This window comes from Caldanaerobius fijiensis DSM 17918 (assembly GCF_900129075.1).
GTDB classification, from domain to species: Bacteria; Bacillota; Thermoanaerobacteria; order Thermoanaerobacterales; family Caldanaerobiaceae; genus Caldanaerobius; species Caldanaerobius fijiensis.
The window spans coordinates 18393-42168 of the sequence record NZ_FQVH01000014.1 but is presented as its reverse complement, the minus strand read 5'-3'; the positions used below and the strand labels follow the sequence as shown (position 1 = coordinate 42168).

Sequence of the window (23776 nt, the reverse complement as noted above, 5' to 3'; positions counted from 1 at the left end):
TTCACTCCTCCTTTAAAAAGAATTTAACTGCCTCTTCAACACTGCTTAAATTGACAGTGGTATTGAAACATGGACCATAAGGCCTTTCATTCAATATCCCCAACACAGGTATTACATTGACATCCTGTATTCCACTGGATAAATCCCTCTCGCACGCTATAGCCACTATAGCCATGGGTCTGTATTCCTGAACCTTTTTTCTGGCAAGAGTTCCCCCTGTAGCTATAGTCAGTTTTACACCGTATTTTTCAGAAATATCCAGCAAACCCGCTACCGCACACTTTCCGCAGCGAGCGCAATTTTTTACATCAACGGTTATCCTCCTATTACAACCCGACCACTGTAAGCAGTGGGGTGCTAATATAAGTATATCCTTTGGCTGAACATAAATTCTATTAGACCTTATAATTGTATTATTTATTTCTGCATAGGATGCCTGAACTCTCTCTATATCTAATTTTAGAAATCTGCACACAGGCATGACAACTGAAAATACCGTGCTAAGCAGCTTACTTGCAAAATTTCTAATAAACGAACTTGGCTTTTTACTAATAAGCGCGAATATTAAAATTGAGAGGGATATAAAAAGAGTAAGCATCACCGCAAAAAGCAATATAACCGCTATTGCCATAGCCGCCTTATAAATATAAATATTACCTCTGAGCAAAAGATATATTAAAGCAATTCCCGCCGCACCTAAAACAAGAGCAATCCCCAGCGCAATACCCAATAAAATTCTTTTCTTAGCTAACATCACCCAACAATTTTCCTTCCTCTATACGATGACCTCTTAAGTATTCCATGTAAGACATCTTCTTTGAATTCGGTTCCTGAAGTTCCTGTATGCTTATGCATCCTTCCCCGCAACATACCACAAGACCCTTCTTTTCGTCGGACATTATTACTTCTCCCGCTAGACCTGCCTTATGAGACTCTACCACCTGGGCCTTCCATATCTTCAACACTCGACCCTCATAATAGGTAAATGCACCCGGCCATGGATTTGTACCTCTTATCAAATTCACTATATCCTTGGCACTTTTATTCCAGTCGATTAGACCTGTATTTTTGTCCAGCATAGGTGCATAGGTACTCTCACTGTTATCCTGCGGAATCCTGTTAATTTTGCCCGATTCGATCATCTGTAATGTATCGTACAGCACCTTTGCCCCAAGCACCTTTAACTTATCATGTAGCGTGCCGGCAGTATCCTCATCTTCAATGTCCAGAGATTCCTGTAGGAGAATATCTCCCGTGTCCAATCCTGTGTCCATAAGCATGGTGGTTATGCCCGTGTTCTTTTCGCCGTTTATTATAGCCCAATTTATAGGAGCAGCACCTCTATATTTCGGAAGCAACGACGCATGAACATTGACACAACCATATACAGGGATATCCAATACTTCCTTACGTAATATTTTACCATACGCCACTACTACAATCAAATCAGGCTTTATATCCTTTAACATGCTTAAAAATTCATAGTTATCTTTAAGTTTTTCAGGTTGTATTACTTTCAAGCCATATTTCTGAGCTTCTTCTTTAACAGCAGGCGGCTTGAGCTTATGACCTCTCCCTTGAGGTCTGTCAGGTTGAGTAACTACCAGAGCCAAATCGGTATTCTCTGCTACAACTCTAAGGCACGGTACTGCAAAATCAGGTGTTCCCATAAAAACCGTCTTCATGGCCTTTTCACTTCTCTTTTACTCTTCTCATCTTTATCCACAAATCTTATCACCTTATCTATAAACAGCACTCCTTCAAGATGATCAAGTTCATGGCAAATAGCCCTCGCCATCAAATCTTCACCGGTCAATTCTATCCTATTGCCCGCCCTGTCCTGGGCTTCAACCTTTACCTTCTTAGGTCTCTTCACCTCGCCAAGGACATTGGGAATACTCAAGCACCCTTCTACGTCTACCTGTTCCCCTTCCTGTTCTACAATCACCGGGTTGATAAGTTCCACGATCCCCTCTCCGATATCTATTACTACCGCTCTTTTCAATATACCCACTTGAGGTGCAGCCAACCCGACTCCATTAGCCTGATACATAGTTTCTGCCATATCATCCAAAAGTTGCTTTAATCTGTCATCAAATTGATCCACCTTTTTGGCCTTCTTCCTCAAAATCTCATCATCGTATATTCTAATATTTCTTATCGCCAAATCCTTCTCCTCCTATATCAACGTAATATAATTTATATCATATGATATCAAAACGTCTTTGTCTAACATCGATTTTATTTTATCATAACTGCGATTTATAGTATACCTTAATATATCGCCGTTTTTGCTTTTCAATACGATATTCCACCTATATTTATCCCTCAACTTGTGGAGCATAGCTGGCATCGGTTTGAAGACCTGGATATCAGGTTCATTATATGTTTCTATTATATCATACAGCAACATGGATTTCTCCTTTACAATTTTATCATCAAATCCTGATAGTGTAAAAACAGCAAGTTCCGAAAAAGGTGGATAGTCAGATTTTTCCCGAAATGTGATTTCCCTCCTGTAAAATCCCTCGTAGTCATGGTTTTTCGCACATAAAATAGCATAATGATCGGGATAATACGTTTGTATGATAACCTTCCCTTGTCTATTACCCCTTCCCGCCCTACCAGCTACCTGAGTTATAAGCTGAAAAGTACGTTCCGAGGCATTATACTCCGGGAAATTCAAGGCTGTATCTGCCGTTATAATTCCAACAAGAGAAACTCCGGGAAAATCCAATCCTTTTGATATCATCTGAGTTCCTATAAGGATATCTGCTTCCCTGTTTTTAAATGCCGTGTAAATTTTCTCAAAAGAACCTTTTTTTCTGGTAGTATCCACATCCATCCTGAGAATTCTGGCGTCCGGAAATAGAGCTTTAACTTCTTTTTCAACCCTTTCTGTCCCCATACCAAAATATCTTATACTGTTTTGGCCGCAAGCAGGACATGATTTCGGCATATAAATGCTATACCCACAATAATGGCACTGCAATGTTCCATCGGCATGGAACGTCAAAGATATATTACAATGAGGGCATTTCATAACATAGCCACACAACCTACAGGATACAAAGGTGTAAAAACCCCTTCTGTTCAAAAATAAGATCAGCTGTTCTTTTCTCGCCAGGGTATTTTTCATCTCATCGTATAGTTCTTTGCTAAAAATCGATCTATTCCCGGACATCAATTCCTGCCTCATATCCACTATATGCACATAAGGCAGTTTTTTATTGTTAACCCTTTTCTTTAGGCGCAGAAGATTAAGATGGCCTTCAACAGCCCTATAATAGTTCAAAATCGAAGGCGTAGCCGACGCCAGTACAAGCACAGCACCTTCCAATTCGCATCTTCTTTCAGCTACCTCCCTGGCATCGTATTTGGGTCTCATGTCCGATTGCTTATACGTGCTCTCATGCTCTTCATCCACAATCACAAGACCCAGATTTTTAAACGGCGCGAACACGGCACTCCTGACTCCTACCACCACTTTCACTTTCCCATCCATTATCCTTTTCCATTGATCAATGCGTTCTCCATCAGAAAGTCTGCTATGTAAAACGGCTACATTATCACCAAATCTACCCTTAAAGCGCTCTATAGTCTGAGGTGTTAATGATATCTCTGGAACCAGCACTATGGCATCTTTTCCTTTTTTTATATTATATTCTATAGCCTGGAGGAATATCTCCGTCTTCCCGCTTCCCGTCACACCATGTATTAGGTATTTGCCCTTAGATGCGTCCATTCCCTTTTTGATCTCGTCCAACGCCTTACGCTGTTCAGCTGTTAACTCTAATCTTTCCGTTCTGCCGTAATTACAAGAGCTATATGGATTTTTTTCTGTATCTATATAGTACACATCGATAAGACCTTTTTCTTTTAAACGCTTTAAAACCCCATAATCACTGCCTGTTGCCTTTATTAACTCAGAAGCTTTTACAGGATTGTCACCTCTATTCAAAAGCTCTTTAAGAACAGCGATCTGTCTCGTATTCTTCTTATTTGAGAATATAAATTGTTCTATTTCTGCAATAGACACTTTCAATTCTACTACCATATGGGCCATTTCCATAGATTTTTTGACATCGACGGGCATAATACACCTTAAAGCTTCAACCAGATGACAAAGATATCTTTCTTTCATCCAGTAAGCCAGCACCAGTTGTTTTTCAGTTAACACAGGTTTTGAATCAATAATTCTCATAATGCTTTTAATCCTAGAACTATCAACATCACTTTTTTCCTTTACACCTACGATAAAGCCTTCAACAAGTCTTTTATTGAAGTCTACTACAACTCTGATTCCTGGCTTTACATCAATATCGTCGGGTACTGCGTAATCGTATATCTTATCCACATTGGATGAATTGATATCTATTATAACCTCCGCATACCTCAAAGCATTTCCCCCTAAGCAAAAATGGCCAGTTACCTGACCATTAGATTCGCCGCCAAATCCAATATAGCATGGGACAGATCATATTTATTCATTAACGGAAAATCCTTAATATCACCGTCTTTTGTTATTATCTTTACTATATTCGTATCCACTTCAAAACCAGCCCCTGGCTGAGTCACATCATTGATAACGATCATATCAAGATTTTTTTCCTTTATTTTTTTACTGGCATTCATCACGATGTTATCTGTCTCCGCAGCAAATCCTATAAGCACCTGTCTACCTTTTTTATCGCCTAATTCCTTTAATATATCCGGATTTTTACTCAGTCGAATTGTCATTTCGCTATCGTCTTTTTTTATCTTTACATTACTGTAGTTCATAGGTCTGTAATCAGCTACCGCTGCAGACATTATCACAGCATCTACCTCGTCAAAATATTGCAATACCTTATCTCTCATCTGTTCAGCCGTAGATACTCGCTCAAACATAACCCCTATAGGTGGATCTATTGATGTAGGTCCCGAAATCAGGATAACCTCTGCACCTCTATCTCTCGCCGCCTTTGCCAGCGCATAGCCCATTTTGCCGGAGGAATAATTTGAAATATACCTCACAGGATCTATAGGTTCTCTGGTAGGCCCTGCCGTCACCAAAATCTTTCTACCCACCAGGTCCTTTTTTACAAATAAAGATTTCACAAAATCTACAATGCTACTTATATCTGCCAGTCTGCCCTGACCAATATCTCCGCAAGCCAGCTCCCCTGACTCTGGCTGCACAAAATAATACCCATATTGCCGCAACAAATCAATATTTCTCTGAGTAATGGGATTATTATACATATTGACGTTCATAGCCGGCGCAATGACTACAGGAGCCTTTGTAGCCATCACAGTAGTCGTAAGTATATCATCAGCTATGCCCGAAGCTATTTTCCCTATAATATTAGCCGTAGCCGGCGCGATTAAAAATACATCCGCCCATTTAGCCAGGGATATATGTTCGATCTCCCAAGCCACCGGCTCCTCAAACATATCTACAGCCACTGGATTATTCGTAAGAGTCTGAAAGGTCAAAGGAGTTATAAAACGGGTGGCAGACTCAGTCATGATCACTTTGACTGAAGCACCTTCTCTAATGAGAAACCTCGCTAGTTCTGCAGCCTTATACGCTGCTATACCACCCGTAACCCCCAATACAACCTTTTTATCTTTTAGCATAATCATCATCCTTACAAAAATTTATTTAATGCCCACTTTGGTGCGTTCAAAGGTAATTTTGCCACCATTTATCTCATTTATAGCCACAACTACAGGATTGTCCGAGTCTACATCTACAAGTTTCTTATCACCTGCTACCAGCTGTCTCGCCCTCTTGGCGACCATAACCGCCAGAGTATATTTATCTTCAGATTTTTTCAGAAGATCTTTTATAGGTGGATATATCATACTAACCCCTCCCTTATATTTAGGTAATATTCTTTGTTTCTATCCACTCTGCACTTTTCTGCTATTATTATTGACTCAATTTTCTTTATTGCTTCCTCAACATCGTCGTTTACAACGACATAATTATATTTCGAAATATAATTTAACTCATCATATGCCGACTTAAACCTTTTCATTATCTCTTCTTCCGTCTCAGTTCCGCGATTTATTATTCTCTTTTTTAATTCCTCCATAGACGGGGGGAGTATAAAAATAAAAACACCCTCAGGGAATTTTTCTTTAACCTTCAAAGCGCCCTGAATATCTATCTCAAGGATAACATCATACCCTTCTTTCAGAGACTTCTCCACATATTCCCTGGGCGTACCATAATAATTATCATATACCTTTGCCCATTCTAACAGCTGGTTTTCCTCCACCATCTTTTGAAATTGTTCTAAATCCTTAAAAAAATAATTTTTCCCATCGACTTCGCCTTTTCTGGGCTTCCTGGTGGTCACCGATATACTTAATCTATACTGTTTATTTCTCTCACATAGTTCTTTGCAAATCGTGCCTTTCCCTGCACCAGAAGGACCGGATAGAACAATTAACAATCCACATTCCATTAACTTTACACCTCATTCTTCTTGATCCTCAGGTTCCTCAAGGATATTTTCATCTATATCAAAATCTTTGGAATTTAATCGATTGGCAACCGTTTCCGGCTGCACTGCTGCCAGTATAACATGGTCGCTGTCAGTGATTATAACGGCTCTCGTCCTTCTACCATAAGTAGCATCAATAAGCATGCCCCTGTCTCTGGCCTCTTGGATTATCCTCTTTATAGGTGCAGATTCAGGACTCACTATGGCTACCAATTTATTGGCTGAGATGATATTCCCAAAGCCAATGTTAATCAGCCTTATATTAGAACAATTCATAACCCAACCTGGTTCAAAAAACTTAACTGTTTTACAGTTAACGGCCTTCCCCTGACCAGGTTTTCCTCCTTTCAATAGAATTTACCCTCTCGGGCATGGAAAACAGGAAGACCTAAGCCCCGGGAGTCACTCCCGGACGTGGGAACTGCACCTTAAGGATACAGGTACAGCCTAATAGGCGGTCTGTGTTTACCTTAAGCCCCACGCGATCTATCAGATACAGCCTACCGGTTTGTCCCGATACCGGCTAAACGGGGTCATCTATATCAGTTTTTGAACACCATTCCTTACTTTCCTGCCACCTTCAGCCAGCTTCATTACTTGGAAATAGACAAAACTTATTTAGACAATTCTATTGAGCCGTCAAAAACAAACTCTGCAGGTCCATACATATAAACATTACCGTTATGAACCCATTCTATGCGCAAATCACCTGCAGCGAGATGAGCAGTTAATTTTTCAGGCGCCCTTCCACTTTTGCATGCAGCCACCGCACTAGCGCATGTCCCCGTACCACAGGCAAGCGTAAGCCCTACTCCTCTTTCCCATGTCCTTACGTATATATCGTCACGATTTCCTATCTTAACAAAATTCACATTGGTACCATGAGGAAATAATTTATGATGCTCTATAATAGGCCCATACTTTAATATATCTTCTACATTTATTTCCTCCATAAATACTACCACATGGGGCACACCCATATTTACATATGTAATATTAAAATGTCTATCACCCGCCTCTATTGGTAAATCTTCTATTGCATCATCAAATACAGGTTTGCCCATATCCACCATAACAGAATCTACTATGCCATTTTTAATATAAAGAGTAGGAATAATTACGCCTGCCAGTGTCTCAACTTCAAATTTATCCTTCTTTAAAATACCTCTCTCATATACGTATTTTGCAAAACACCTTATGCCGTTGCCACACATTTCGGCTTCACTGCCGTCTGCATTGAATATGCGCATTTTGATATCAGCAATCTGCGATTTTGCTACGATAAGAAGTCCATCAGCTCCTATACCAAAGTGCCTATCACATAACTTTTGAGCGAGAACAGTATAATCACTATATTTGCCTGTTTGTTCTTCTTCTATTATGATAAAATCGTTACCCAGTCCATGCATCTTTGTAAATTTCACGAAGCACACCTAACTTTCTTCAGTATTATATACTCGTTGGTCAAAATCTTCAAGTACCTTTCCCTTTTCTTAAGTATACTCTCTACTTTCTCTTTTTTTCTAGCTTCAACCACTTTTTTCACATTATTAAACCAATTATATAGTTTCTCCAGTCCATTAATCGTTATGATTCATCGCTATATTTATTTTATCTTTAAAGTCATATCATTGTCAATGAAATGATTTTAATATATAATTTGTTTTATACAAGGGAGGTGATATTGTGGCATTAGATGGCCTAACGCTTTATTGTTTAAAAAGTGAATTACGCCAGTTAATAGGCGGCAAAATCGAAAAGATTTATCAACCTGAGAATGAGATGATATCGATTTCCATTAGAAACAACAGAAAAAATTATAAACTAGTCATGTCTGCAGGCGCCAGCAACGCTAGAATTCACCTGACGGATCAAAACTTTGAAAACCCTGCAACTCCGCCTCCTTTTTGCATGGCTTTAAGGAAGCACCTGATATCAGGCATTATAAAAGATATTCGCCAGGAAGGCTTTGACAGAATCCTCCATATCGATGTGTTTACAAAGACAGAACTGGAAGATCCCGTTATTCTGACATTAACTATAGAAATCATGGGTAAGCACAGCAATATAATTCTATACGATCAGAATATGACCATACTTACATGTATAAAAAATGTCACTCCCGACATGAGCAAAAGACCTGTATTACCCGGCATTCAGTACCAGTCCCCACCTACTGTAAAAAAGCTATCACCTGACGATATTGACATAGACAAGTTTGCTGAACTTCTGGCGTCCACAAAAAAGATATCCGCATTTTTTACCGAAAACTTTGAAGGTATAAGCCCCTTGATCTCAAAAGAGATCCTCTTTAGAGCTGGAGTAGATGGTACTTCTCAAAAAGATGCTGCCATTTTATACAGCAAATTTAAAAGTATAATAGATAGTGTAAAAAATAAGGAATATGACCCCACATTAGCAATTGATATAAATACAGGAATGTACAGGGATTTTTCCTGTGTGAAATTAACTCATATGGCCCAGGAATGTACCATCAAAAAATTCGACAGCCTGAACGAGCTTTTAGACGAGTATTATACGGTTCATGAAAAACAATCCAGAATGTTGCAATTGTCCTCAGAACTTACAAGAATCATCAATACCAACCTTGATAGGTGCTATAAAAAGTTAAAAATCCAGCAAACAGATCTGTCAGAAGCTGAGGACCGAGAAAAATACAGATTATATGGCGAGCTCATTATAGCCAATATATACAATCTTCAAAAAGGCCAGGAATCTGCTGAATTGTACAATTATTACAATAATACCACTATAACCGTACCTCTAGACCCGGCATTAAGCCCTGCTGAAAATGCACAGAGGTATTATAAGCGATATAATAAACTAAAAAATGCGTACAGCGTAGTCTCTGCACAGATTGAAGAAACCGAAAAAGAAATTAATTACCTCGAAAGTCTGCTGACAAATATAGAACAGGCTGAAGATGAATCAGATTTAATGGATATAAAGGCCGAGTTGATAAAAGAAGGCTATATAAAAAGCAATACAAAGAAAAAGGAAATAGAATATAAGTCAAAACCCAGGCATTACAAACATGGCGATTTTGACATTTATGTAGGCAAAAACAACCTGCAAAATGATTATCTAACGCTTAAGTTCGCCAGAGCAGAAGATTTATGGCTGCACACCAGTAAAATACACGGCTCCCATGTTATCATAAAAGCATATGGGCGCAAAATCCCTGATGAAACGCTGGAAGCTGCGGCAAGGCTGGCAGCCTATTATAGCAAAGCACGACAATCCAGCAAAGTACCCGTAGATTATACTATAAGAAAAAATGTAAAAAAACCTAATGGTGCAAAACCCGGCATGGTTATATACGAAAACTATAAAACCATATATGTAAATCCTGACATAAAGGATATACAGGAGGCCTAATGCTTTTCCAGGCCTCTTTCCTTTTTCATGACGTATATAATTACAGCCATAAGAATGGCAAGTAATGCCATAACCCCAATAGTGACGGCGCTATAGCCCATAGCTTCATAAAGGGTGATAAATCCAAATAGTATGAAAATACTTGCAGAAACGATCTTTATTAAACCTTCAGATACTCTTTTAGAGAGGTAATCTCCTATTACTATACCAAGGCCATCTGCTATAAGCATGCCAAGTGTTGTACCTATCAGCACATAGACAGGACTATGGTATCTAGCTGCAAGGGCAACTGTAGCAAGCTGGGTTTTATCGCCCATCTCTGCCATAAAAAAGGCCACTGCGACGGTAAAAACGGGACCATACCTTGTATTTACCCTGTCTTCGCCTTCCAATTTATCGCCTCGTAATGTCCATAATCCAAAAAACATAAAAGACAGCGCTGCAGCTATCTGGACGACAGAAATAGGTATTACTTGGGCAAGATATGTACCTACAACAACAGCTAGAGCGTGGTTTAAGACCGTAGCGATAAATACACCTATCAGCACGCTCAAAGCGTTAAATCTGGTAGCAAAAGCCATTGATAACAGCTGGGTTTTGTCTCCCATCTCAGCCACCACTACCATAAACAATGCGGTCAAAAAAGCATTCATGTAATACATCCCTCCCATCGTTATTCTCTGCAAAATTAAAAGACCTATGTATAGCACATCAGCTATACATAGGTCTCGCTATTTATGACAAAGCCAGGTTTTAATTACCAGTATGTTGACTTTGTCGCGTTTCCGCTAGCTACTCCCCTATGTTTACATACATTATATCAAATGCATCAAAGCCCGTCAATATTTTATCTCATCGTCCTTCATTTTTACAGGCCGCACAGCAACAAAAAGCATTAGAAAACTACATTTTTGATCCATCTAGCAAACTATTTCAATACACTTTATATCCCTCTGTTTTTAATATTTCTATCAGCCTCTGACAATGTTCTTTATTTTTAGTTTCAAGGATCAACTCTATCTTAGCATATCCAACAGGGGCTTCATTGGTTAAACGGTTATGCATTACAGAAAGAACATTAGCGCCATTATCTGCAATTAAGTGAAGAAGCGTATAAAGTGTACCCGGTCTATCCTGAATAACGGTTCCAACAAACATTTTTCTTCCTTGCCTCACAAGCCCTTTGTCCATTACTTGCGATAAAATATTCACATCAATATTACCACCGCTTATAATTGAAACTACATTTTTATTCCTCACATCAATAAGACCGTTTAACAGCGCCGCGATGGATACAGCCCCGGCTCCTTCAGCAACAACTTTTGCCTTTTCTAAAAGCGTAAGTATCGCTTCAGCAATCTGATCTTCATCCACTATGACAATGTCGTCAACATAACTTTTGATTATTTCAAAAGTCAATTGTCCAGGAGCTTTAACTGCAATACCATCTGCAATAGATGTGATACACGCAGTTTTGGTTATGCTCCCGCTTTTAAAGGATTCATACATCGAAGGAGCGTTTTTAGCCTGCACACCTATTATTTTTACATCTGGCTTTATACTTTTCGCTGCAATAGCTATTCCAGATACAAGGCCGCCACCTCCTATTGGAACCACTATTACATCAGTGTCATAGAGATCCTCTAGAATCTCAAGGCCTATAGTTCCCTGACCTGCTATCACCATAGGATCATCAAAGGGATGGATAAAAACTGCTCCTGTTTGGCTCCGGATTTCTTCAGCTTTTTGAGCTGCTTCATCATAAATTTCACCATACAATATTACGTTTGCCCCGTAGCTTTCTGTGGCAGCCACTTTGGATATAGGAGCATGTTTTGGCATCACGATTGTAGAACTTATAGAAAAATTGCGTGCAGCAAACGCAACACCTTGTGCATGGTTACCAGCAGAAGATGCTATTACTCCTTTCCTTTTTTCCGAATCGTCGAGATGGGCAATTTTATTGTATGCCCCTCTCAGTTTAAATGAGCCGGTTTTTTGAAGATTTTCCATCTTCAAATATACAGAAGCACCTATGACATCACTAAAAGTTTTATTGTACACAAGTCCTGTTTTTGATATTATATTTTTTAAAACATCTCTCGCTTCTAAAATATCTTTTAATGTTACCATATTTTCTCCTTTATCAACTCGTTAATAAAATTTTTGATATTATCTGCGCGCTATCAATTCGATTTCCACCAGTGCATTTCTCGGCAACCTGCTCACTTCTACACAGGAACGGGCCGGGGGATTTTCACCGAAATACTTTCCGTATATTTCGTTTACTTTCTGAAAATCATCCATATTTGTAATAAATACTGTCGTTTTAATAACATTGTCAAATCCCATCCCTGCCGCTTCCAGAATAGCTTTTAAATTTTCCATGACCCTTACTGTTTGTTCTTCAATACCGCCATCGACCATCTTGCCTGTCTCCGGGTCTAAAGCTATCTGGCCGGATGTATAAAGAATATTATCAATCATAATTGCCTGTGAATAGGGTCCTATTGCCTGTGGAGCTAAACTGGTCTTTATTATCTCTTTCATAGTCAATTCCTCCTTTTACCATATATAAGTGTCTTTCGTCACAATATTGCAGACCTGATTCATGCCTTATATAAGAGATCTTCCATAATTTGCCCATCTTCGTCTATTATCCTGAAATTAAACCCAAATTCTCTGCCGCTGTAAGGTTTTTCGGCATAAAGAGAGCACTTTATCATAACTGTATTCCATCCCTGGTCTAACTCAACAGGATTTGATACCTCATTAATCAATATGTCTTTTGAGGACAACACTTCTTTACCATTGAGCCACACCTTCACACCCTTTTCTGAAGATATCTGTATATAACCTTTTTGAGCTTTAGGCGACCAAATCTTGCATTTCGCGTACGCTACGCCTTCTGTTATTCCATTTGAAACGTTTGTGCCACATTTTCTTAAATCTACATAGCCGAAGCAGTTAAATTCTCCGTCAAGTCGCTGCCATGCGAGATGCCTATCCTTATATGTATAAAACGGTGCATCTGGATTGGATTCTACTTCATATGTGATGTCCAGTCCTTTGTCTTCTATATTGTCAAAACTCCCAACTACGCTCCATCTTGTAGCGTATCCACTTCCTATATTCAGTGGTATGCTAGCTGCTTTGCCATCAATTTCAATATTTAGCGACCCTCTGCTTATAAGCGGAAGAGCATCCACCACGGCCTTTAGATACCACTTTGCTTCTGCAAAACCAGCAAAATTATCTTCAACCGACTTTTCTCCCTTTATAACTGTCCATCCGTATGGCTCTGTCAATTCTACTTTGTAGCTGTGTTCTGTATTGCTATGTATATCGTACATTGCCAATGTGACCATAGCAACCCCGTCTTCAGTTGTGTCTATATCTGCGCTGATTTTCACATCTTGTTTGCCCATAGATGGTATAGCTTGTGTGTCAGAGGGTATTACGCGAACATTTAACCCCTCATAAACTGAGACGCTACCAACCTGTATTTTTAATGTCATATCTTCCTCACAATAGTCCCATGTATCAACCGATAAGTCATTAACCTCGACTTTTAAGGGCTTATTCGAATGGTGAAGTATTATTTCATAATCTCTTATGTCTTTCATGCCTTTATAGCTTCCTTTTGCAGGCATTATTGTTATCTTTATCTCATCATCTTTTTCACACTTAATGGTAGTCTTGGCGTACTGGCCTTTTTCGTAATCGTATGTCTTTCCATCGTCTTCATACAATTCAAATTCAGCCGAAGGGCCTGGATATATGTGTAATATCAGCTTGTTTGTGTTTCCTTCTCCCACGTGCTGCTTCGCAGATTCCATTGGTATTATACTCCCGCTCTTTACAAACAGCGGTATGACATCCAATGGTGCGGGCACGGTAACCGTAGTTTTGCCTTGATACAGTTTCCCGCTCCAGAAATCGTACCACTGGCCCTCGGGCAGATAAACTTCCCATTTCCTTGCACCTCTTTCGAGTACAGGGCTTACCAAGATGCTCGGACCGAACATAAACTGGTGAGTCATTTCTACTGCTTTGGGATCGTCGGGAAAATCCATACACATAGCCCTCATAATCGGCCTACCCTCTTCTGTTACCTTTCTGGCGCAGCTGTATATGTACGGCATAAGCCTATATCGCAGCTTGATGTAATCTGTGCAGATCTTTTCTACGTGTTCCCCAAAGGACCATGGTTCATTTCCCGGCCTGGTGCCATGGGTCCTGAAAAGTGGGCAGAAAGCGCCCCACTCAAACCACCTTATATAGAGTTCAGGAGTAAATTCTTTGCCGGTGAAAAACCCGCCTACGTCTGTGGTCCAGTACTGCTGCCCTGACAGACATACTCCTTGCCCTATGACCACCTGATCTTTTAAGACTTCCCACGATGCGTCAATATCGCCAGACCACATTCCAGCGCCGTATTTCTGTATACCAGCGTAAACCGTTCTGGGCAGTGAAAATACCCTTTCGTTAAAATCGGAACGCTGTCCCTCGTATAAGCCTTTTGTCCACATGAGGGAATAGATGTTGTGGACCTTTTCTCGAGGACCTAAAAAGCTCATGGTACCAGGAAGGTGCTGTTCTATCTCGCCCATATCGGTCCAGTATCCCCTTATACCCTGTTGATAAAGCCTTTTAATCTCATTCCACCAGGCTTTTCGGGCCTCAGGGTTGGTGTGATCGAAAGTAGGTCTTGCACCTTCGGGCACATCGTTTAAAAAACCTGCTTCCTTAAATTTCTCATACTTTAAAGAGTTTTTTTCTACAAACGGATGTTGGGCTTGTAGCACCTTAAATCCCATATCGGCTAACTGTTTCAACATCCCCTCTGGATCAGGCCAATCCTTTTTAAACCACTCCAGATCGCCAAACTCTTTAAACCACAACCAGTCTATGATCAACACATCGCATGGAATCTTTCTTTCCCTGAAAGTTCTGGCAATAGAAAGAAGCTCTTGCTGGGAACGATACCTGTTTTTACACTGCATAAATCCCAGAGCCCACTTAGGCAACATGGGAGCATATCCCGTAAGCTGTGCGTATCCTTTTAGAAGATCATCTAATCTAGGACGACATATTATGAACAAATCTAAATCCCCGCCGTCCAGAAGTATCATCGTTTTATCGGGGGCAGTTTCCTGGATTTTTTCCCATGGCCATGGAGCAGGAGCCCAACTATCTGCCAGCTCATCGCGCTCGGCAATTTCAGCCTCTCCTACCGCAAATCGTGAAGGCCAGGGACTGTTGAGCAAAACCGCGTAGCCCTCAGAGGACATCATAAAGGGTATACCGCCATTTCCGCTTCTCCTGCCATGTCCCCATTGCTGCCACATCCTGCGTTCTCTATTTCGTTGATTAAGATTGGCCATAGGATCCTGTCCGAGGCCATATATTCTCTCTGTAGGACGTAAATTAAATCTGACAATTTTGCGAATACCATCTGACGTTAGAAAATTTGAGGTAGATGATAGGAGTTCGTTTCCATACATATCTTTAATCTTAAAAGTAAATGGGTCTAAAGTCACTTCTACTGTAATTTTCTCACTGGACAACTTAAACCGGTTATCGCTCTTTTCTAATGTAAACGATTTTTTGTCAGGCTCACCGTTTAATATGAAAGCCTCATCTGGTTGAAAGATATCTTTATCTGTATAGCGTATCCTCAATATGTCATCATCGGCAAAGGATATTTCCAGCAATCCCCCTGATTGGGGTATCAGGGTGAGAACGTTTTTACCTTCTATCCAGCTTTTCATAATTCCGATATCCATAAAATAAACACCTCTTTACATTTTTTATAACTTGTCTTTATAAGAAAAAACCCACCCTTATACCTGATCATTACCCATATTATAAAAAATCCTATATTATCAAGAGACAAATGCTTCACCCCTGGCAAAGTTAATAGAAGTGAGCACCTGTCTCTACCTTAAATCTCGTACCACCAATCAGAAATAGCTTTTCCTTCTGCAAAAATATCAGTTTCATTACTCATCTATTTCAATCTCATATTCCAGCGGATCTTTTAAACCCGCTTCTTTAAATCCCTTTAGCCTGAGTCTACAGCTATCGCATACCCCGCAGGCCTTCTCACCGCCCTTATAACAGGTAGTAGTCAGATGAAGCGGTGCACCATTCTGGTACGCCAACTTGATGGTCTCCGCTTTTGACAGGTTGATTAGCGGCGTAATTATTTTTATAGGCCTGCCTTCAACCCCTGCTTTTGTACCTACGTCAATCACCCTTTGAAATGCCTCTATAAATTCAGGCCTGCAATCAGGATATCCACTGTAATCCACAGAGCTGACACCTATATATATAGCCTCAGCCCCCACAACCTCAGCATACCCTACAGCATAGCTAAGAAAAATAATATTTCTGGCAGGAACGTATGTCACCGGTATTTCAGTGCTATCGCCTTTATAGTCAGGGACATCAATAGAATAATCCGTAAGAGCACTTCCTCCAACATTATCCATTCTGATTATTTTGTGGGATTTTACCCCATAATACTCCGCTACCTTTATTGCCGACTGCAATTCTCTAGAGTGCCTCTGACCATAATCAAAAGACAAAGGATACAGCTCGTATCCATCGCGGTATGCCACTGACATACATGTGGTACTATCCAATCCACCTGACAATAATACAACTGCTTTTTTCACCCTAAACACCTCGAATCCCAGGATCCCATATGTATTTATGCAATTGAAGCTGAAATCTGACATTATCAAGTTTATCCTCTATCATCCAATTGACTATCTCCACTGGCTCTATAACTCCATATACCGGCGAAAAAGTAATAATCCCTCTTTTGTAATACTTCTTTATAACATCTTTAGCCCAATAATAGTCGCTTTTATTTCCTATAACAAACTTTATCTCGTCATGGCTTCTTAAGTAGTTAAAATTCTCGTAATTCATGGAATTAGAAGAACCCGATGATGGTACCTTCATGTCCATTACAAATCTATGTCTATCATACAATTTAAACTGCGACAGGTCCACAGAGCCGTTGGTTTCAATAGATACTTCATAATCCTCCAACATATCTATAAGCCTCTGAACATCAGGCTGCAACAGCGGTTCACCACCTGTTATGCATACTCTTTTAATGCCTCTTCTCGCTATATCACTGTAAACCTGTCCTACCGTCATGAGCTGGCCTTCATCATATGCATACCTCGTATCACAATAAGAGCATCTGAGATTGCATCCTGTAAGCCTTACAAAAACCGTCAAATATCCCGTTGATGTGCTCTCACCCTGTATGCTTGTAAAAATCTCATTAACTTTCAACATCACCCATATCCTCTTTCGTCACCGTAGCATAGCTGGTAGGTGTTTCCCATAATGTCAATTGATACAGCTCAAACCTATCAGTCTTTAATCTGCCGTAAAGCTGATTCCACATCCATACGAGAATATTTTCACAGGTGGTATTAAAATCAAAAAGCTCATTTAAGTATTGATGGTCCAGCTTTTCAATTATGCACTCATTCACAATAGACTTCAAAAGAGTAAAGTCTATAACAAGGCCATTTATATCCGGTACCCCACTTACAGTTACTTCTAACTTATAAGTATGCCCATGAAGTTTTTCACACTTACCATTATAATTGATGAGATTATGGGCGCTGTCAAACTCAAAAACTTTTGTAACCTTCATATTCATCACCTTATTTAAGAATATCACGTAATAAATAATTAATCAATACTATTGATTTCACAATTGTATCCTATCAATAGGGCGGACTGCTTATACTAAAACACTATTGATTCTTTATCAATATAAAGCTCATTGCTATCACTGATATCACCATTGATATGAGCGGGATTACCTACTGTTTCTATTCTATACATACTCGAGCAATACCATATATTAGAAGGTTTTCGCTGCATAAAAGGCAAATCATTGCTCACATTCTCAAGGAGGTAATTCCAGTTTACATAACGATTAAAGTCATGAATAATATCAGTTATAACCACATTGCATTCAGCCAGCAGTGCACTTTGAAACTTATACCATTTATTGAGAGAAGCCTCTGCCGACGTTACACCAAAATAACCAGCGCAACCTTCACCTTTTAAAGATGTAATCCCCCGTCTTACAAAAAGCTTTAAAGCTTCCAATGTATCCGGAGGATCGGTAAGAAATGTATCAAATCGACCTACATATTCATCGGGAAGTTTTTTGCTCAGATCATGTAATCTTGCTTCTATAGAAAGATTGTGTTTTGAAGCTACATCATTTATAAACCTCACTATTCTCTCATCCACTTCCAAAACCATTATTCGATTAGGCAGTCCTGATAATGCAGCAGCTATACTTGTAAGGTCATCATCACCTAAAATTATTATATCTTTCCCATGCAGATCTCCTCTGTCGGCCATTAGTGCTATTCTCGCTACAGCAGTTTCTTCAGTAACATATGCCTGATCATATTTTAATACAGGCTCTGGTCTGCCGTCGGTTATATCCTTGAATTTCGAAAGCAGCGACTCAAAACCGTCAATCCGTACTCCTCGCCCACAGCAATATGGACATACATATTCAACCCTTGGCTTTATATTATGCTCCTCCAAAAAATTTACACCGCTTTCAGTAAGAGTTATGGTACCTTCTTTTTTTAACTCAACAAACCCCTCGTCTACAAGAATTTTTATAGTTTCCATAACCACAACAAAGGGTTTATTCGATAGACGGATCAGCTCCCAAAACTCAGATGTAGAACGTAGAGCAGATAAAATATTCTCAATATCTCTAGTCGTCGTACTTATTCCTGTACATTCTTTAACTTTTTGAGCTATATACTGCATCGAACACCTCCTACCTCATTTCCCAACAATCGATCAATAAATTTAGTTCATAAAAAGCTTATACAGTCCGCCCTAAATCCAAATTATAGACCCATGAATTATAATATAAAGATAAATAAAGGTAATGTCAAGCTGCCATAGAATTATCTAAAACACATTCAAATTACAAATTGAAGTTCATAACTCAATATACTTGCATTTAACATAAAGGGTTGATACAATAAAATCAGTCGATAAACATGGTAAAAATATGTAAAAGCGCTAAACATTTATGGCATGGTCGGTTTGTTATATAATGCTTTAGAAGAGGAAAATTAAAATGAGGGGGAATGTAATATGGAGAAAAACGCTTACCAGAAGCTCTTTGAAGTGCCTTTTACTAATGTAAAAATAGAAGATAAGTTTTGGGCTCCTAAACTAAAAAAACATAGGGAAACCACATTAAAAGTTTGTTTGGATAAATGCGAAGAAACGGGGAGGATTTCAAATTTTGCAAAAGCAGGGGGCACAATGAAAGGAGAATTTGAAGGAATATTCTTTAACGATTCCGATGTGTATAAGGTCCTGGAGGGTATTGCCTATTCACTGATGAATCATCCTGATCCTGAACTGGAGAAAAAAGCCGATGAAATCATTGACCTTATAGCTTCTGCTCAGCAACAAGACGGATATCTCATGACCTATTTTACCCTGGTAGAACCAGATAAAAGATGGACTGATATGAGTAAACACGAGATGTATTGTGGCGGCCACCTTATTGAAGCTGCCGTAGCCTATAAACAGGCCACCGGGAAAGAAAAATTGCTGAATGTAGCACGCCGGTTAGCAGACCACTATGATTCAATGTTTGGCCCAGGTAAAAGGCACTGGGTACCAGGACATGAGGAAATAGAACTAGCTTTAGTAAAACTATACCGTGAAACAGGCCAGGAAAAATATTTAAAATTGGCCTACTGGCTTTTAGAAGAAAGAGGTCATGGATACGGCAAAGGAGAAATTTGGGACAAACCCGATTGGGGCCCTAAATATTGTCAGGATGACAAACCTATACGAGAGATGACGGATGTCAGCGGCCACGCTGTCCGCGCTATGTATCTTTACACAGGAGTTGCAGACGTCGCTGCCCTGATAGGAGAAAAGGAATATGTCAAGGCACTTGATAGGCTCTGGGAAAGTGTAGCATTAAGAAACATGTACATAACTGGAGGTATAGGACCATCAAAATATAACGAAGGCTTCACTCACGATTATGATTTACCCAACGATACAGCTTATTGTGAGACCTGTGCTTCTGTAGGAATGGTGTACTGGAACCACAGGATGAATATGTTGCATGGAGATAGCAAATACGCAGATATTGTTGAAAGAGCCATGTACAACGGTGCACTGGCGGGGGTTTCGTTAAATGGTGATAGGTTTTTTTATGTAAATCCGCTGGAATCTGATGGGAACCATCATCGCCAAGAATGGTATGATTGCTCATGTTGTCCAACTCAAATCGCTCGGTTTATACCTTCTATAGGAAACTACGTATATTGTACCTCCGAAGAAGGAATATGGATAAATCTCTATATTGCCAGCAAAAGCACAGTGAAATTCAATAACAATACCGTAAACTTAACTCAGATCACAGACTATCCATGGGATGGCAAAATAGACATAATCGTAGAACCAGAAAAGGAAAACAAATTTGAGATCAATATGCGCTTTCCTGGCTGGTGTAAACATGCAAAAATCAGCGTAAACGGAACAACAGTTGAAAATCTGATCATCAATGCAGGTTATATAAAGCTTATGAAAAAGTGGCGCAGAGGGGATCTCATAACCATCGATCTGGATATGCCGGTTGAAAGAGTATACTCAAATTCAAAGGTGAAAGCCAATACAGGAAAAGTGGCATTGCAGAGAGGACCTCTGGTTTATTGCGTCGAAGAAGTTGACAATAAAGATTGGTCAAAGGTTTATGTGTCAACCGAAGCAAAATTTATTACCGAGCACATGGAAACCTTACTGGGTGGTGCTACGATAATAAAGATTTACAACCCCGGATATGAAAAACCAGTAATCGCCGTTCCCTATTATGCCTGGGACAATAGAGAACCGGGGAGAATGAAAGTATGGCTAGATGAAAAGCGCGATAATAGCGATGCGCTGTATATAAACGTTTCTCATTAATAAAGATTGGGGAGGTCAACAAAGATGATTGATAAAAAGGCCAGGATGATCCTGGATAAGGATTATAGGATTGGTGATGTCGACAATCGTATATACGGTTCTTTCATTGAGCATTTAGGGCGGGCGGTATACGGAGGTATTTATCAGCCAGACCATCCTGATGCAGATGATATGGGATTCCGCAAGGACGTAATTGAATTGGTCAAAGAATTAAAAGTCCCAATTGTTCGCTATCCCGGCGGAAATTTTGTTTCCGGTTACAATTGGGAAGATGGTATAGGGTCAAAGGAGAAAAGACCAAGACGGTTGGAATTGGCATGGCAGTCCATCGAGACTAATGAAGTAGGTGTAAACGAATTTGTGCAATGGACAAAACGTGTTAACGCTGATGTGATGATGGCAGTCAATCTGGGCACTCGTGGGGCAGATGAGGCACGAAATCTGGTTGAGTATTGCAATCACCCTGGCGGAACATACTGGAGTGACCTTCGAAAAGCTCACGGATACGCTGAACCTCATAAAATAAAGGTATGGTGCCTGGGCAACGAAATGGATGGGCCGTGGCAGATAGGGCACAAGACCGCACAGGAATATGGCCGCATCGCATGTGAGACCGCAAAGGTTATGAAGATGGTCGATCCTTCTATTGAGCTGGTAGTTTGTGGCAGTTCAAGCAGCAAGATGCCGACCTTTGGGGAATGGGAAGCTACCGTTCTCGATCATACATATGAATATGTCGATTACGTATCACTGCATACCTACTACGGCAATCAAGAAGATGATATAGGCAATTTTTTAGCTAAATCACTGGATATGGACGAATTTATAACATCGGTGGTGTCCATCTGTGATTATATAAAAGCTAAAAAGAGAAGTAAGAAAACCATTAATTTGTCCTTTGACGAGTGGAATGTATGGTTCCATTCCCATGATGCAGACAAAAAAATACAGCCCTGGACTGTAGCTCCGCCACTGCTGGAGGATGTCTATACCTTTGAAGATGCACTTCTTGTCGGTTGTATGCTCATTACTTTATTGAAACACGCAGATCGGATAAAAATAGCCTGCCTGGCTCAGCTTGTAAATGTAATTGCACCTATTATGACGGATAATAACGGTGGCGCATGGCGTCAGACAATTTACTATCCTTTTTTGCATGCATCAAATTATGGCAGGGGTTGCTCGCTAAAAGCAATCGTCTCATCTCCAGTTTACAATAGCAAAGATTTTAGTGAAGTTCCCCTACTGGAAGCTGCGGCTGTGCTAAACGAGGACCACGGTGAACTTACGATATTCGCAGTAAACAGAGATCAGCAGGATTCATTGCTTTTGGAGTGTGAGATGAGAGGATTTGAAGGTTATAAAGTTATAGAGCATATTATACTTGAAAATCAGGATCTAAAAGCTATGAACACTAAAGAAAATCCTTTTAATGTTGTACCTCACAATGATGGCAAAGCAGCAGTTGAGGATGGAGTAGTAAAAGCAATTTTACCCAAATTATCCTGGAATGTCATTCGCCTGGCAAATCGCAAAGGAACAGCTTTATAATAAAATAAGTCTTGAATATAAATTTTAATGGGGGGAAATCTTATATGGATATGAGCAGGAAAGAGCGCACTAAATGGTTTATGGAAGCTCGTTTTGGCATGTTTATACACTGGGGATTATATGCTATTCCCGCCAGAGGAGAATGGGTGCGTAGTCATGAAAAAATGTCAATAGAAGAATACCAGCCGTTTTTTGAAGAATTCAACCCTGTAAACTACGATCCACACAAATGGGCAAAAGCAGCTAAAGAAGCTGGCATGCAATATGCCGTAATGACCACCAAGCATCATGATGGTTTCTGCTTATTTGATAGCAAATTAACGGATTACAAAGCCACAAATACGCCGGCTGGCAGGGACCTGATAAAAGAATATGTAGAGGCATTTCGCAAAGAAGGCTTGCGGGTAGGTTTTTATTACTCGTTGTTAGACTGGCATCACGAGGACTACCCCGCTTATGGTGACAGATACCATCCCATGAGGGATAACGAAGCATATAAGTATAAAAAACATGATTTTTCAAAATACGTAGATTATTTACATGGCCAGGTAAAAGAATTATTGACCAATTACGGTAAAATCGATATCATATGGTTTGATTTCTCTTATGACGATAAGGTAGGAGAAGCCTGGAGGGCTACTGAACTGGTCAAAATGGTGCGTTCACTTCAGCCCCATATCATAATAGATAATCGCCTGGGTGGAAATATAAAATCAGTTAACCCTGAAATATACGCGGGTGATTTTGCGTCACCGGAACAAATAATTCCTCCTGAAGGAATTTTAGATGAAGCAGGCAATCCTATCCCATGGGAAGCATGTATTACTATGAACAATCACTGGGGATACTGCGCTGAGGACAAAGATTTTAAAACGCCCAAGCAACTTATCAGAGCCCTGGTAGAGTGCGTCAGTAAAGGCGGCAATTTGCTTTTAAATGTAGGTCCCGATGCAAAAGGAGAAATACCTGAGGAATCACTACAGATCCTCTCAGAAATAGGCAAATGGATGAGAAAAAACGGCGATAGTATCTATGGCTGTGGGCGAGCCGAGCTGCCAAAACCTGAATGGGGTAGATATACAAAAAAAGGAAATAAACTGTACGCACACATTTTTGACAGGGGTATAGGTCCTATCAGCTTAAAAGGTCTCAATGGCAAGATCAAAAAGGCTCGCCTATTATCTGATGGCTCTGAAGTAAATGTAAATGAACCATGGAATGCTACAGAATACAAAGATTACGCTTTTATAAACTTTGCCGGATCAAGGCTTCCTGATGACATCGATACGGTGGTAGAACTGGAACTTAAAGATTAG

General features: G+C 39.9%; 21 protein-coding genes. 4 read left to right on the top strand and 17 right to left on the bottom strand.

Annotated elements, in window-relative coordinates; genetic code table 11:
* Position 1: 1 nt before the first annotated feature.
* From BUB87_RS07255 to dapF, 9 genes are all read right to left on the bottom strand, one after another.
* Complete coding sequence (locus tag BUB87_RS07255) at positions 2-754, bottom strand: DUF116 domain-containing protein (RefSeq protein WP_073343440.1); 753 nt, start codon at positions 752-754, stop codon at positions 2-4.
* On the bottom strand, positions 744-1685 hold the full coding sequence (fmt, locus tag BUB87_RS07250) for a methionyl-tRNA formyltransferase (RefSeq protein WP_073343438.1): 942 nt from the start codon (positions 1683-1685) through the stop codon (positions 744-746). The genes BUB87_RS07255 and fmt overlap by 11 nt, the downstream gene beginning before the upstream one ends.
* Positions 1682-2167, bottom strand: coding sequence for a peptide deformylase (def, locus tag BUB87_RS07245; protein WP_073343435.1), 486 nt, complete (start codon positions 2165-2167; stop codon positions 1682-1684). Before def ends, fmt begins: the two co-directional genes overlap by 4 nt.
* A gap of 12 nt (positions 2168-2179) precedes the next feature.
* Positions 2180-4399: a primosomal protein N' gene (gene priA / locus BUB87_RS07240; RefSeq protein WP_073343433.1), complete on the bottom strand. Its 2220-nt coding sequence runs from the start codon at positions 4397-4399 to the stop codon at positions 2180-2182.
* A gap of 29 nt (positions 4400-4428) precedes the next feature.
* Entirely contained in the window at positions 4429-5625 is a 1197-nt protein-coding gene (gene coaBC, locus BUB87_RS07235; RefSeq protein WP_407641829.1) for a bifunctional phosphopantothenoylcysteine decarboxylase/phosphopantothenate--cysteine ligase CoaBC, read from the bottom strand.
* Positions 5626-5643: 18 nt separating this feature from the next.
* Entirely contained in the window at positions 5644-5850 is a 207-nt protein-coding gene (gene rpoZ / locus BUB87_RS07230) for a DNA-directed RNA polymerase subunit omega (protein ID WP_073343427.1), read from the bottom strand.
* A complete protein-coding gene (gene gmk, locus BUB87_RS07225; RefSeq protein ID WP_073343424.1) occupies positions 5847-6458 on the bottom strand; it encodes a guanylate kinase in 612 nt (203 codons plus the stop codon). The genes rpoZ and gmk overlap by 4 nt, the downstream gene beginning before the upstream one ends.
* 12 nt (positions 6459-6470) lie before the next feature.
* On the bottom strand, positions 6471-6773 hold the full coding sequence (remA, locus tag BUB87_RS07220) for an extracellular matrix/biofilm regulator RemA (protein WP_073343499.1): 303 nt from the start codon (positions 6771-6773) through the stop codon (positions 6471-6473).
* A gap of 338 nt (positions 6774-7111) precedes the next feature.
* Complete coding sequence (dapF, locus tag BUB87_RS07215; RefSeq protein WP_073343422.1) at positions 7112-7921, bottom strand: diaminopimelate epimerase; 810 nt, start codon at positions 7919-7921, stop codon at positions 7112-7114.
* 262 nt (positions 7922-8183) lie between these two features.
* Between dapF and BUB87_RS07210 the strand changes: the two genes are divergently transcribed.
* Positions 8184-9896, top strand: coding sequence for an Rqc2 family fibronectin-binding protein (locus BUB87_RS07210; RefSeq protein WP_073343419.1), 1713 nt, complete (start codon positions 8184-8186; stop codon positions 9894-9896).
* Here BUB87_RS07210 and BUB87_RS07205 read toward each other — a convergent pair.
* The 8 genes from BUB87_RS07205 to BUB87_RS07170 form a co-directional block, all read right to left on the bottom strand.
* Positions 9893-10549 carry a TMEM165/GDT1 family protein gene (locus tag BUB87_RS07205; protein WP_073343416.1) on the bottom strand — a complete coding sequence of 219 codons (657 nt, stop codon included), beginning with the start codon at positions 10547-10549 and terminating at the stop codon, positions 9893-9895. The genes BUB87_RS07210 and BUB87_RS07205 overlap by 4 nt on opposite strands.
* 280 nt (positions 10550-10829) lie before the next feature.
* The gene (gene ilvA, locus BUB87_RS07200; RefSeq protein WP_073343413.1) at positions 10830-12029 is read right to left on the bottom strand and encodes a threonine ammonia-lyase; all 1200 of its coding nucleotides are present in this window, start codon (positions 12027-12029) and stop codon (positions 10830-10832) included.
* Positions 12030-12068: 39 nt separating this feature from the next.
* Positions 12069-12446: a RidA family protein gene (locus tag BUB87_RS07195; protein ID WP_073343410.1), complete on the bottom strand. Its 378-nt coding sequence runs from the start codon at positions 12444-12446 to the stop codon at positions 12069-12071.
* 59 nt (positions 12447-12505) lie between these two features.
* Positions 12506-15685 carry a glycoside hydrolase family 31 protein gene (locus BUB87_RS07190; protein WP_073343408.1) on the bottom strand — a complete coding sequence of 1060 codons (3180 nt, stop codon included), beginning with the start codon at positions 15683-15685 and terminating at the stop codon, positions 12506-12508.
* Positions 15686-15901: 216 nt separating this feature from the next.
* Positions 15902-16579 (bottom strand): 7-cyano-7-deazaguanine synthase QueC, encoded by a 678-nt coding sequence (gene queC, locus BUB87_RS07185; protein ID WP_073343405.1) that lies wholly within the window; start codon positions 16577-16579, stop codon positions 15902-15904.
* Between the two features lies 1 nt (position 16580).
* Entirely contained in the window at positions 16581-17216 is a 636-nt protein-coding gene (locus tag BUB87_RS07180) for a radical SAM protein (RefSeq protein WP_200792778.1), read from the bottom strand.
* Positions 17203-17583 (bottom strand): 6-carboxytetrahydropterin synthase QueD, encoded by a 381-nt coding sequence (gene queD, locus BUB87_RS07175; RefSeq protein ID WP_073343402.1) that lies wholly within the window; start codon positions 17581-17583, stop codon positions 17203-17205. The genes BUB87_RS07180 and queD overlap by 14 nt, the downstream gene beginning before the upstream one ends.
* A gap of 95 nt (positions 17584-17678) precedes the next feature.
* The gene (locus BUB87_RS07170) at positions 17679-18734 is read right to left on the bottom strand and encodes a bis-aminopropyl spermidine synthase family protein (RefSeq protein ID WP_073343399.1); all 1056 of its coding nucleotides are present in this window, start codon (positions 18732-18734) and stop codon (positions 17679-17681) included.
* A 336-nt stretch (positions 18735-19070) separates the two neighbouring features.
* Here BUB87_RS07170 and BUB87_RS07165 point away from each other — a divergent pair, with 336 nt between their 5' ends.
* The 3 genes from BUB87_RS07165 to BUB87_RS07155 are packed head-to-tail and all read left to right on the top strand — an operon-like array spanning position 19071 to position 23776.
* Positions 19071-20909 (top strand): glycoside hydrolase family 127 protein, encoded by a 1839-nt coding sequence (locus tag BUB87_RS07165; RefSeq protein WP_073343396.1) that lies wholly within the window; start codon positions 19071-19073, stop codon positions 20907-20909.
* A 24-nt stretch (positions 20910-20933) separates the two neighbouring features.
* The gene (gene arfA, locus BUB87_RS07160) at positions 20934-22460 is read left to right on the top strand and encodes an arabinosylfuranosidase ArfA (RefSeq protein ID WP_073343394.1); all 1527 of its coding nucleotides are present in this window, start codon (positions 20934-20936) and stop codon (positions 22458-22460) included.
* Between the two features lie 44 nt (positions 22461-22504).
* Positions 22505-23776 (top strand): alpha-L-fucosidase, encoded by a 1272-nt coding sequence (locus tag BUB87_RS07155; protein ID WP_073343391.1) that lies wholly within the window; start codon positions 22505-22507, stop codon positions 23774-23776.

Excerpts from the sequence above, each read along its gene's own strand:
- BUB87_RS07255 (WP_073343440.1), bottom strand. The coding sequence starts at position 754 with ATGTTAGCTAAGAAAAGAATTTTATTGGGTATTGCGCTGGGGATTGCT.
- fmt (WP_073343438.1), bottom strand. The coding sequence starts at position 1,685 with ATGAAGACGGTTTTTATGGGAACACCTGATTTTGCAGTACCGTGCCTT.
- arfA (WP_073343394.1), top strand. The coding sequence starts at position 20,934 with ATGATTGATAAAAAGGCCAGGATGATCCTGGATAAGGATTATAGGATT.
- BUB87_RS07165 (WP_073343396.1), top strand. The coding sequence starts at position 19,071 with ATGGAGAAAAACGCTTACCAGAAGCTCTTTGAAGTGCCTTTTACTAAT.
- BUB87_RS07180 (WP_200792778.1), bottom strand. The coding sequence starts at position 17,216 with ATGTTGAAAGTTAATGAGATTTTTACAAGCATACAGGGTGAGAGCACA.
- BUB87_RS07205 (WP_073343416.1), bottom strand. The coding sequence starts at position 10,549 with ATGAATGCTTTTTTGACCGCATTGTTTATGGTAGTGGTGGCTGAGATG.
- remA (WP_073343499.1), bottom strand. The coding sequence starts at position 6,773 with ATGAATTGTTCTAATATAAGGCTGATTAACATTGGCTTTGGGAATATC.
- gmk (WP_073343424.1), bottom strand. The coding sequence starts at position 6,458 with ATGGAATGTGGATTGTTAATTGTTCTATCCGGTCCTTCTGGTGCAGGG.
- BUB87_RS07190 (WP_073343408.1), bottom strand. The coding sequence starts at position 15,685 with ATGGATATCGGAATTATGAAAAGCTGGATAGAAGGTAAAAACGTTCTC.
- BUB87_RS07195 (WP_073343410.1), bottom strand. The coding sequence starts at position 12,446 with ATGAAAGAGATAATAAAGACCAGTTTAGCTCCACAGGCAATAGGACCC.
- ilvA (WP_073343413.1), bottom strand. The coding sequence starts at position 12,029 with ATGGTAACATTAAAAGATATTTTAGAAGCGAGAGATGTTTTAAAAAAT.
- rpoZ (WP_073343427.1), bottom strand. The coding sequence starts at position 5,850 with ATGATATATCCACCTATAAAAGATCTTCTGAAAAAATCTGAAGATAAA.
- BUB87_RS07155 (WP_073343391.1), top strand. The coding sequence starts at position 22,505 with ATGGATATGAGCAGGAAAGAGCGCACTAAATGGTTTATGGAAGCTCGT.
- BUB87_RS07170 (WP_073343399.1), bottom strand. The coding sequence starts at position 18,734 with ATGCAGTATATAGCTCAAAAAGTTAAAGAATGTACAGGAATAAGTACG.
- queD (WP_073343402.1), bottom strand. The coding sequence starts at position 17,583 with ATGAAGGTTACAAAAGTTTTTGAGTTTGACAGCGCCCATAATCTCATC.